The sequence below is a fragment of the Desulfonatronovibrio magnus genome (assembly GCF_000934755.1).
GTDB classification, from domain to species: Bacteria; Desulfobacterota; Desulfovibrionia; order Desulfovibrionales; family Desulfonatronovibrionaceae; genus Desulfonatronovibrio; species Desulfonatronovibrio magnus.
On sequence record NZ_JYNP01000105.1, the window covers coordinates 1 to 9224 of the forward strand.

General features: G+C 43.6%; 18 protein-coding genes. 17 read left to right on the plus strand and 1 reads right to left on the minus strand.

Annotated elements, in window-relative coordinates; translation table 11 throughout:
* The 7 genes from LZ23_RS10460 to LZ23_RS10490 all read left to right on the plus strand — a co-directional run.
* A partial coding sequence (locus tag LZ23_RS10460) for an Rpn family recombination-promoting nuclease/putative transposase (RefSeq protein ID WP_045213967.1) occupies positions 1-780 on the plus strand: 780 nt, incomplete at its 5' end.
* 256 nt (positions 781-1036) lie between these two features.
* Positions 1037-1501, plus strand: a complete 465-nt coding sequence (locus LZ23_RS10465) for an Rpn family recombination-promoting nuclease/putative transposase (RefSeq protein ID WP_084591010.1) — start codon at positions 1037-1039, stop codon at positions 1499-1501.
* A gap of 279 nt (positions 1502-1780) precedes the next feature.
* Positions 1781-2107 carry a hypothetical protein gene (locus tag LZ23_RS10470; protein ID WP_052507301.1) on the plus strand — a complete coding sequence of 109 codons (327 nt, stop codon included), beginning with the start codon at positions 1781-1783 and terminating at the stop codon, positions 2105-2107.
* 142 nt (positions 2108-2249) lie between these two features.
* Complete coding sequence (locus LZ23_RS23480; protein WP_084591011.1) at positions 2250-2516, plus strand: hypothetical protein; 267 nt, start codon at positions 2250-2252, stop codon at positions 2514-2516.
* Positions 2461-3138: a CDP-glycerol glycerophosphotransferase family protein gene (locus tag LZ23_RS10480; RefSeq protein ID WP_045213974.1), complete on the plus strand. Its 678-nt coding sequence runs from the start codon at positions 2461-2463 to the stop codon at positions 3136-3138. Before LZ23_RS23480 ends, LZ23_RS10480 begins: the two co-directional genes overlap by 56 nt.
* 341 nt (positions 3139-3479) lie before the next feature.
* Positions 3480-3752, plus strand: coding sequence for a hypothetical protein (locus LZ23_RS10485; protein WP_045213976.1), 273 nt, complete (start codon positions 3480-3482; stop codon positions 3750-3752).
* Positions 3749-4159 carry a putative toxin-antitoxin system toxin component, PIN family gene (locus LZ23_RS10490; protein ID WP_045213978.1) on the plus strand — a complete coding sequence of 137 codons (411 nt, stop codon included), beginning with the start codon at positions 3749-3751 and terminating at the stop codon, positions 4157-4159. Before LZ23_RS10485 ends, LZ23_RS10490 begins: the two co-directional genes overlap by 4 nt.
* 105 nt (positions 4160-4264) lie before the next feature.
* Here the strand turns inward: LZ23_RS10490 and LZ23_RS10495 are convergent, their stop codons facing one another.
* Complete coding sequence (locus LZ23_RS10495; RefSeq protein WP_045213980.1) at positions 4265-4465, minus strand: hypothetical protein; 201 nt, start codon at positions 4463-4465, stop codon at positions 4265-4267.
* Positions 4466-4550: 85 nt separating this feature from the next.
* Between LZ23_RS10495 and LZ23_RS10500 the strand changes: the two genes are divergently transcribed.
* The 10 genes from LZ23_RS10500 to LZ23_RS10550 form a co-directional block, all read left to right on the plus strand.
* The gene (locus LZ23_RS10500; RefSeq protein ID WP_045213981.1) at positions 4551-5150 is read left to right on the plus strand and encodes an ATP-binding protein; all 600 of its coding nucleotides are present in this window, start codon (positions 4551-4553) and stop codon (positions 5148-5150) included.
* 159 nt (positions 5151-5309) lie between these two features.
* Positions 5310-5645: a type II toxin-antitoxin system PemK/MazF family toxin gene (locus tag LZ23_RS10505; RefSeq protein WP_198145962.1), complete on the plus strand. Its 336-nt coding sequence runs from the start codon at positions 5310-5312 to the stop codon at positions 5643-5645.
* Between the two features lie 109 nt (positions 5646-5754).
* Positions 5755-6006, plus strand: coding sequence for a type II toxin-antitoxin system Phd/YefM family antitoxin (locus LZ23_RS10510; protein WP_232300465.1), 252 nt, complete (start codon positions 5755-5757; stop codon positions 6004-6006).
* On the plus strand, positions 6006-6329 hold the full coding sequence (locus LZ23_RS25665) for a GDP-mannose 4,6-dehydratase (RefSeq protein WP_157493191.1): 324 nt from the start codon (positions 6006-6008) through the stop codon (positions 6327-6329). The genes LZ23_RS10510 and LZ23_RS25665 overlap by 1 nt, the downstream gene beginning before the upstream one ends.
* A gap of 230 nt (positions 6330-6559) precedes the next feature.
* Positions 6560-7225 carry a nucleotidyl transferase AbiEii/AbiGii toxin family protein gene (locus LZ23_RS10520; RefSeq protein ID WP_052507302.1) on the plus strand — a complete coding sequence of 222 codons (666 nt, stop codon included), beginning with the start codon at positions 6560-6562 and terminating at the stop codon, positions 7223-7225.
* A complete protein-coding gene (locus LZ23_RS10530; protein WP_045213986.1) occupies positions 7222-7476 on the plus strand; it encodes a hypothetical protein in 255 nt (84 codons plus the stop codon). The genes LZ23_RS10520 and LZ23_RS10530 overlap by 4 nt, the downstream gene beginning before the upstream one ends.
* A 254-nt stretch (positions 7477-7730) precedes the next feature.
* Positions 7731-7919, plus strand: coding sequence for a hypothetical protein (locus tag LZ23_RS22585; protein WP_052507303.1), 189 nt, complete (start codon positions 7731-7733; stop codon positions 7917-7919).
* 101 nt (positions 7920-8020) lie between these two features.
* On the plus strand, positions 8021-8230 hold the full coding sequence (locus LZ23_RS10540; protein WP_045213988.1) for a hypothetical protein: 210 nt from the start codon (positions 8021-8023) through the stop codon (positions 8228-8230).
* Positions 8220-8636: a PIN domain-containing protein gene (locus LZ23_RS10545; protein WP_045213989.1), complete on the plus strand. Its 417-nt coding sequence runs from the start codon at positions 8220-8222 to the stop codon at positions 8634-8636. Before LZ23_RS10540 ends, LZ23_RS10545 begins: the two co-directional genes overlap by 11 nt.
* Before the next feature lie 356 nt (positions 8637-8992).
* A partial coding sequence (locus tag LZ23_RS10550) for a transposase (RefSeq protein ID WP_045213991.1) occupies positions 8993-9224 on the plus strand: 232 nt, incomplete at its 3' end.

Sequence of the window (9224 nt, forward strand, 5' to 3'; positions counted from 1 at the left end):
GTAAAGGACAGTAAATACGAGGTCAAAGTCTATTTTCTGTTTGAGCATAAAAGCTATTTCGTAACCAACTATCCTCTTCAGATTCTGCGTTATATCCTGGAAATATGGTCTAAGTATGAAAGTACCGGGAGCAAACTGCCTTTGATCATCCCAGTGCTTATTACACATCCTGAAGGCGGATGGAGACGGAAAAACATATCCGACCTGGTGGAGATTCCATCAGATGAGTTCAAAGCTTTTATTCCGGACTTTGAGCATGTTCTTTATGATTCTGCTAGCGAAGACCCGGATAAGTACGAGTTTGTTGAGACCTTAAAGGCCCTGCTGGTAATCTGGAAACACTTTGACAGCCCTGATTTCATGCGGCATCTTGAAATTGCCTTCAGGCTGGTCAAAAAGTTACATCCAGAGACCAGGTTTAAGGATTTTGTAACGTCTTTTATGGAATACTTAATCCAGACAAGGCGTAAAGAAGAGTATATCGAGATACAGAAAATTGCTGAGAAGGAATTTTCAGGAGGTGATAATCTTATGCAGACCATAGCAGAAATGTTCAGAAATGAAGGTGTGCAGGATGGGGTTATTATGGGTGAGCTTAAAAAAGCCAAAGAAATGCTTATCAAATCCCTCTTGCTCAGGTTCGAAATAGTCAAGCCTTCAATTAAAGAGCAAATCCGGTCTATTGACTCCCTTGACCAGGTTAATGACCTTTTTGAGATATCTTTCAAGTGTACATCTATGGAAGATTTTACTGGATACTTGCAAAAAATGGCAGAATAGAGCGCTCCGCAGATTAGTCAGCTCCCCACAATGGCATATTGGGAATGCGCCTTTTACTGGGTAAACCTTGTTGCGCATACCGATAATCCCCGCCCGTAAGGCCAGGTTTCTCAGCCAGTCATAGCGAAACTGCCAGAAAGCTGCACAGTATCCAGCAATGAACATTTATCTCAACGAGTCTCAATTTTCTATCAAAAGTTGAGCATCTGACGAAATATGTTGCAAGAGAATTTAGAAATGATTAGATTTGGTATATATGCAAAAGGCACCAAAGATCCACGATAATACGATTAAGTACTTCCTTTCGGACCGGAAGAATGCCATCAGTGTAATACGTGCGCTACTCCCAAAGAAAGTTCAGGAGCATTTGGATTTAGACAAAATCCGCTATGAGAAAGACACCTTTATTCCTAAGCATCTCAGAGAGTATTTTTCTGACCTTTTGACCAGCGTGCCAACTAAGTGCGGAACATCTGAATCCAAAGTCCTTTTCCTGCTGGAGCATAAGAGCACATTCAAAAGATTTACGCCGCTCCAGTTTTTAAGATACATTCTCGAGTTTTGGGATTTTTATCTGAGAAGTGAAGTCGGGGAACCAGACAAGCTGCCCGTTGATGAGCCAACAGTGAGCCAACAGGGACATTATGTTGCCAGTTTAGTTATGTTGCCAGTATCCCGCAATATCCAGCCCCACCCCGCCTGTTTTTTCTTTACGTTTTGAGTTTTAATGTACCCCGCCCTTTTCAAGCAGGCATCAGAACATTATAATCAGTCCCGAACATTGAGTCCGGTTTTTTTCTTAAACCCCCCTGACTTTTTCTATTCATTTTTCTTCTTTGCAAGCCTACCACCTTGGTGAACAACTGTTCATGGAGGTTGTATTGCCAAGAAACGCTGTAAATTCTGCCGGTGTCTTTTCATCCTCACTACCCGTAATCCCGATCAAAAGTACTGCTCCAAGCCTGATTGCCAGAGAGCACGCAAACGCCGGTGGCAAAAAATGAAGATGCAGGGTGACGAGGCCTATCGCTTGAATCAGAAGGACGCCCAAAAGCGGTGGTGCGAGAAGAACTCGGACTACTGGGAAAAATACAGGGAAAACAACCCTGACTATACCAAAAGCAACCGGGAGAAACAGCGACACAGAAACCGGCGCAGGAAGGCCATCAAGTCCCTTTCCAGCAAAATTGCAAAGATGGACGCGTTATCATCTAAAAACTGTGATATATCAGGTATTTACGGCCTGATTTCTGTCCAGGATTTACTGATTGCAAAGATGGACGCGAAAATCGTTAAAATCACTGCAATTTCAGATAATTACGTCTGATTAAGTCCTGATTGCAAAGATAGGACTCGATAGACTTTTCTCCAGGGACCCAGATAAAAGAATTCGTAGCTGATTTTCAGGATGATGGTTTGTTTTTTAAGTCCCTGAAGACTGCTTAAATATATCACAGGAGGAAAGCATCATGGTCCAAAGATTTTCAAAGGATGAGTTATTCCGGCTCAGAAACCACATTCCCATCAACGAGGTCATTGTCCATATCCTGGATTTGCCATCCAAGGTCAGGGATGGGTATTTGTGTTTTTTATGTCCAGTATGTTCGGAGTTTATGACCGCCTGCAACCCCAAAACTAATCTGGCCAAGTGTTTTCGCTGTGAAAGAAACTTCAATCCCATTGACATGGTTATGGTGGTCAAGGCCTGCTTATATCATAGGAGATCCCAGGTATGACAACTACCCTGACTACCCTGAAAGCAGAAAGGCTGACTTCTTTAATGAATTCGGACTGAAGAAAGATAAACCTCTGATTCTCTGGCTTTCCACCAGAGTTGACTGGCAATCAAGACCTGACGCAAATATAACCCTGTGGTTAGATGAATTTCTGACCCTTGGGACACACTTCAACCTGGTGCTGCGGCCCCACCCTCACAGGGTCAGGGATAATCCAGGGTTGATGGAGAAGATCAAAAAATCCGGATTGATCCTGGACCTTAAGGCTGAACGTGAAATGAATCAGTTATTTAAGTCTGCCGATTATATAATCAGCGACTTTGGAAGCAGTATATTCAGTGCAGTGTATCTTGATTGCAACCTCCTTCTTTTCAACCACCCTGAGCAGCACAGGACCACAAAATTCATGGAGCTGAAAATCCGAAAGGATATCATCAATCTTGACCCACGCACACCAGGAGCAAGGGATAATCGGCTGGTCAAAATTTTCCGGGACCCGGCCACATGGGCAAAGCAGAAAGAAATAAGAAAGAAATGGCGCAATCAGTTATTTGGAGGCATTATACCTGGACAGGGCGCAATCACTGCTGCCTCTGTTTTAAAGAAGATTTTTTCTTTGTAAGGAAAGGATTATTGAAGAAATGCTGGGATGAATATAGTTGGTTCAGGGTTCAGCGTTCAAGGTTGGGAGACAGGAAGAAGATATAAGAAATGCTGGGATACTGGAATAAAAGAAAATGCTGGGATGTTTACCCCATGAAACAACGCGAAGCGTTCCTGCGCAGCAGGGTTTCATCGGGGCTGGAACAAAAGACAAAAAAGACAGAATAAAAGAAATGCTGGCCCCAGTGAAATCAGCTCCGCTGGCCCTTAAACTTTACATGATGCTGGGTAATTATTGACAAGTCCTTTTTGATCGGCAAGAATGGTGTCTCCAAATTAAGAGACAATAAGGAGCTTATCATGGCTTATTTGCAGGTCAAAGACTTGAAAAAAACTCGGGAATTGTGGGGTCGGTTGGAGCGGGATCGTGAGCTGGTCATCACCAAGGATGGACAGCCCAGGGCGATCATGATCAGTGTTGAGCCTGAAGATCTGGAGACTTCCCTGGTTGAAATCCGGCGGGCTCTTTTTTCAGCCGCTGTAAGCCGGGTTCGCAGGCGGGCCCAAACCCTTCCATTGGCTGATGACGACATAGCGCAGGCCATTGAGGAAAGCAGACGAGACAGACGATGATCGTGGTCATGGACACCAATGTTCTTGTCTCAGGCATGATCAACCCACATGGCCCTCCAGGCCGCCTTGTGGATTTGCTACGTTCCGGTGATTTGCGTGTTGCTGTGGATGACCGGATTCTTGCTGAATACGTAGATGTTTTGCACCGGCCACGGCTTTCTCGTTACTTTGTATCCTCGGATTTGACGCAGATTATGGATTATCTGCGAAGCGGCAGCATGCATGTGCTGGTCAGGCAACATGTCAGAGGCCTGCCTGATCAGAGCGATGCGCCTTTTTTGGAAGTGGCTATGGCCGCGAAGATTCCTTTGGTCACCGGAAACATTCGGCATTATCCGGATGAGTGGCGTCAGAAATGTGTCATCCTTGCGCCAACCGATTTTTTGGACAGTCTGGTTGGCGAATAGAAATGCTGGGATAGAAGACAGAAGAATGAAGACAATACTGGAATGCTGGCATGCTGGAATGTTTACCCCATGAAACAGCGCGAAGCGTTCCTGCGCAGCAGGGTTTCATCGGGGCTGGGATAAAACATAATGCAGGCCCCAGATGAGGCCTGCTCCGCGCAGGAATGGAAGAAAATTTCCTGTGAAAGACTTCTTCACAGGCAAACTTCCCTCGCCAAAGGCGATGACATTTTTTTCTACCGGCAAGTCGCCGGGTGAAAAATGTTTTAGTCTGTCTTTAACGTCCGGCTTATCGTCAATGGCCAAAATAATGCTGCTTGGGTTGAAAAAATTATACTTGCGGGTATTATGCCGATGGGTATAAAGCTGGGCGATCCAAAGGCGGATGGTGATGATAATACGAAAACCTTTTTATTATGGCGGTGTTGTCGCGGATGCGCATTTTTGCAACCGGCTTGGCGAGATCAATGAACTCATCGCGGATATTGATACCGGCTTGAATGTCTTGCTGTACGCCCCACGAAGATTTGGGAAAACCTCTCTGGTGCTGAACGCCCTTGGCCGGACCAAGCACGCATATGTTTTCCTGGACCTAATGGGCATCGTGGATGAGCAAGAGTTTATCAACGAATACTTCAACGCTGTTTCCAAAAGCCTGACCAGCACCGCTGACAAGGCCGTCAACCTTTTCAAAAAAATCCTGGGCCTCAAGCCGAACATCTCCGTGGATTTTGACGCAAGTGGAAACCCCAGCTTTCGACTTGGCCTGCTCCCCGGCGAATCAAAATACGTGCTGAAAGAGGTACTGGACCTTCCTTATAAGTATGGCCCAATACCGGAACCAAAAGGTTGTGAACTACCAGTCCGAAATGGAAATAATAAAGCCAAAAAAAATGGAGGAGCAAGATGCTGGCTGTCAAAGGACATTACAAAGACGGCAAAATTACTCTACTGGAATCATTGCCAGAGAATATTCACGAGGCGGAATTAAACGTTGTAGTGCTGCCTATGGAAACCTCGGTACAGAGGCACTTTCCGACGCAAGAATATGTTTGCCGGGAAGCGACCAGTGAAGAAGAATTCATGAATCTTGGTTTGTCTGTTTTTTTTAACGATAACGATGACCGAAATGTGGACTGGGAGGATTGTCTTGGGCTTAAGTAGCAGGGTTGGAGAAATAGTGTTTTTTGACTTTCCCTACACTAATGCGAGAGGATCCAAGGTTCGCCCGGCGATTATTGTGCACGACCATGGGGAGCATGGCAGCACTTCAGACATCACTGTTGCCTATATGACCACTGAGGTGGACAGTTATGCATTCAGCCCTCACGCTGTACTTATTGAGCAGCAGGACCTGGCGTTCGGTACACTGAAAGTGACAAGCGTTGTCCGTACAGACAAACTTATTACGATTGCCCCGTCAATCTGCAGAAGGATACAAGGAAATTTAGTTCGGTTGGTGGGGTTGAGGGGGTTTATGCTATGAAGAGACTGGGTGGTACGTAGCCAATATCATTTTTCTCAAAAAGAATATCATGGCAGGTGCATCATTTTGTAGTAACGTGACTACAAATAGTTCTTCAAGGAGAATGATCATGAGTAAAACAATGACCAGCCGGGAATTTAATCAATATGCAGGTCAAGCCAAAAAGGCAGCCGAGTTGGAGCCAGTAATCATTACAGATCGGGAAAAACCTTGTCATGTGCTGATTAGCATAGAGGAATACCACAGCCTGATCAGGAAAGAGGAGAACATTGCAGATTTATTGAGTATGCCCGGTTCTGAGGATATTGAACTGGCGATACCCAGGATGGAAGATCTTCCTCAAACAGCGGATTTAAAATAATGTACCTGTTGGATACCAATGTTGTCTCCGAGTTGAGAAAGATCCGCCAGGGCAAGGCTGATCCGGGTGTTATGCGCTGGGCCGAGGGAGTCGTCAGCAATGATTTATATCTCTCTGTAATAACAATTCAAGAGCTGGAAATCGGGATTCTGTTAGCTGAAAGACGTGATCAGGAGAAAGGGAAAACCAGAGCCATGTGCAGGGTATCTTTTGAGACAGCGGAGTATACCGCTAATGCTGATGCTCTGGATACGCTTAGGATACTTGAGGCTATAAGGCTTCTGGGCTTAACCAAGAAGGCCAGGTTCTACCAGGCTTTGTGAGCCGGATCGTGGCCCGTTTGGAAGCAGAGGAGTTGATCCGGCGCGATGAGCACAAAAAAGTTTTAGTCTGTGTTTAACGTCTGACTTATCGTCTGTGGCTGAAATAAGAAAAGAATTATTGGCCATAGACAAGAAGGGGTTAGCCGGTTAAACTTGTGTTATCGAAATATTTACAGCCAGCAACTGAAAAAGTTCATCAACTGTCCTTATTCTTCAATAGGCATTAATTTATGCAAAAAGACTCCTTAACCTTGCTGAAAAAGGTTGCCTGCAAACTGCTAAGTTCAGGGATACTACCTAAAGACAGTTATCTGGCAGGAGGAACTGCCGCCTATTTTTACCTTAATCACCGAATTTCTGTTGATCTTGATTTTTTTTCAGAATTCAATTTTGTGTCAGAGAAGCTTTTTTTTCATTTGCAGCAATGTTTTGATAAGGTATTTTTAGAGGTCATGGAGGATGCTTCAATCATTGCATTCCTGACTGAAAATAAAATCAAATTTTCCATGTTTCATCTGCCATATTCGCCTGTTAAGGATTTGTATTCTTATAACCTTGAGCCCGGAGTGAACTGTCCTCTTGCTTCTCTTGAAGATATCGCAGCCATGAAAAGTATAGCTATCGCACAAAGAGGCAGCGCCAAAGATTTTTTTGATTTATTCTGCATCATTAAGCATATAAATATAAACTTTGATAATATTTTTAATCTTGTAAAAAATAAATACAGCATTGACGACAATTATATGTATCATTTGAAAACATCATTTGTATTTTTTGACGATGCTGAAGAAGAAGCAAAGTCAATCATCACACTTGATGACAAAAACAATCCTCAAATGCTGACCCATCAATTCTGGAATGAAATTAAGCATTTCTATAAAGAGTACGTAAAATGAGGAATGAACTTTTCTGGGATTACAATAATCCAGGGGCTGAGCTGGAAATCCAACGTGCAATTAATTTTGGAGGCTTCGATTATATTGATTATGTCCAGGAAAAATATGGGATGGAAAGGTTCAAGAATACCCTGATAAATAATCGTAATCTTAGCCGCAAGGCGGTTAACTATTGGTGTATGGTTTTAAACCTTGATCGCAGCATAACCCGCTCATACCAGACTGAGAATATATGGGAGCCAACGAGATGAATAATGGGTGCTACGCCCGCAACCCAAGTGGAAAAGGACTGAAAAAATCCAATTATTGGCCACGGACTGGAAAGATAGGCGGTAAAGGCAGAAAAGATTAATAGCCACAGACAAGAAAGGCAGACGTAAGAGAAAATCATTGTCTGTGAAGGTCTTATTTTCATTGCACTACCTCAGAGGTTATAAAATTCAGGCCCACGTCCACAAGCCGGTGCCGCGTGAAGTGAAATATACTCAGGAAACCCTGTTTGTTAATGAAAATTAACTTTTACAATGAACAGAAAGAGTGCCTTACCACCCGAACCCTTGAAACAGGTGATGTGATTCTTCTTGTTTCCGGCGGGCATGATTTCGAGATGTTGGAAGAGACCGAAATGATCGAGGTCAAGCAGGGGCCGTATGCGGGAGTGGAGGACAAGGAGCGGTTTGAGCCAGCGGGGTGAAGCGCGCGTGGGCATTGTTTTCTGTCTGAAGAGTTTGAATACACTGGATGCGACACGAATAAGACCGTATTTACCACTTTTTTAGTGAAGGGGAAACGAATATGATGAATCATACAATCGAATTGGATGTTCTGCCTCAAAAGGCACGTAATGAACTGTCAGAATATTATGAATTTCTTCTCTATAAATACAGACAGCAACCGGTTTTTACACCTTCACCAGTTAAAGCAGATTTTGATGAATTTTTATCAACCCCCATATTCATCAAAGATTTTGTGATGCCTGATCGTGAGGCACGCAATGCCAGATAGAGTTTTTGTCGATTCCAACGTTTTTATTTATGCCAAGGTAAAGTCACAGTGCACAATCAAACATGCCGCGGCCCAAAGCCTTTTATCTTCGCTTGACAAACAAGTCGTTATCAGTGTGCAGGTTCTGAATGAGTTTTACAGTACGCTTCGCCGAATGCGTGTTGAGGATGCTATTATCCAGAATTCTCTTAATCAATTTATACCATCAACACAAGTTCAACCCCTCACCAGATCTACAGTTGAACTGTGCTGGGCAATGCTGAACAAATACCATTTCAGCTATTATGACAGCCTGATTCTTGCTTCAGCCCTTGAATCCAAATGCACCAGGCTTTATTCAGAAGATATGCAGCATGGTCAAAACATTGAAAATCAATTGATGATCGTCAACCCCTTTGTGACATGAATTCACACCATCATGGATATTTCTTGTATTGTTCAAAATGTTATTGATTCTGAATATACAGTTGATGTTGGATCAGAACGGCCAGCGAATTTCCGGGTGAAATTGTCTGCATGGTAATCCCCATGGAATTTCACATGCGAATTGTTGGCCACGGACGGCTAAGGCAAGCAGAAAAGGCAGGAAAAATTCATGGCCACCCCGATGAACACCCTGAAGGGAACCCGGTTGCATGGGGCAGGCAGACAAGAAAGGTTCACCCTGATAACCATTTAAAAGGCACCTCCCAAGTATAGCTTGGCAAACAAAAACCGGCTATACAAAGAGGCAATCAACAACTCTAATATGGGAGGTGCCTTATGAAATTGTATGCTGGTTGTGATTTACATTCAACAAATAATTACTGGAGTATTATTGATAATGACAGCAAGCAAATTTTTTCCAAGAAAATACCATGTAACCAACAGAAAATTTTAAAAATGCTTGAACCATTCAAACCAGATTTAGCTGGCATTGCAGTGGAGTCCACCTACAACTGGTACTGGTTAGTTGATCTTCTCATGGATGAGGGATATCCAGTTTTCCTGGCTA

What these genes read in the sequence shown, in the direction of transcription:
- LZ23_RS10465 (WP_084591010.1), top strand. Translation starts at nt 1,037, where the DNA reads ATGCAAAAGGCACCAAAGATCCACGATAATACGATTAAGTACTTCCTT.
- LZ23_RS10470 (WP_052507301.1), top strand. Translation starts at nt 1,781, where the DNA reads ATGAAGATGCAGGGTGACGAGGCCTATCGCTTGAATCAGAAGGACGCC.
- LZ23_RS23480 (WP_084591011.1), top strand. Translation starts at nt 2,250, where the DNA reads ATGGTCCAAAGATTTTCAAAGGATGAGTTATTCCGGCTCAGAAACCAC.
- LZ23_RS10485 (WP_045213976.1), top strand. Translation starts at nt 3,480, where the DNA reads ATGGCTTATTTGCAGGTCAAAGACTTGAAAAAAACTCGGGAATTGTGG.
- LZ23_RS10490 (WP_045213978.1), top strand. Translation starts at nt 3,749, where the DNA reads ATGATCGTGGTCATGGACACCAATGTTCTTGTCTCAGGCATGATCAAC.
- LZ23_RS10500 (WP_045213981.1), top strand. Translation starts at nt 4,551, where the DNA reads ATGATAATACGAAAACCTTTTTATTATGGCGGTGTTGTCGCGGATGCG.
- LZ23_RS10510 (WP_232300465.1), top strand. Translation starts at nt 5,755, where the DNA reads ATGAGTAAAACAATGACCAGCCGGGAATTTAATCAATATGCAGGTCAA.
- LZ23_RS25665 (WP_157493191.1), top strand. Translation starts at nt 6,006, where the DNA reads ATGTACCTGTTGGATACCAATGTTGTCTCCGAGTTGAGAAAGATCCGC.
- LZ23_RS10520 (WP_052507302.1), top strand. Translation starts at nt 6,560, where the DNA reads ATGCAAAAAGACTCCTTAACCTTGCTGAAAAAGGTTGCCTGCAAACTG.
- LZ23_RS10530 (WP_045213986.1), top strand. Translation starts at nt 7,222, where the DNA reads ATGAGGAATGAACTTTTCTGGGATTACAATAATCCAGGGGCTGAGCTG.
- LZ23_RS22585 (WP_052507303.1), top strand. Translation starts at nt 7,731, where the DNA reads ATGAAAATTAACTTTTACAATGAACAGAAAGAGTGCCTTACCACCCGA.
- LZ23_RS10540 (WP_045213988.1), top strand. Translation starts at nt 8,021, where the DNA reads ATGATGAATCATACAATCGAATTGGATGTTCTGCCTCAAAAGGCACGT.
- LZ23_RS10545 (WP_045213989.1), top strand. Translation starts at nt 8,220, where the DNA reads ATGCCAGATAGAGTTTTTGTCGATTCCAACGTTTTTATTTATGCCAAG.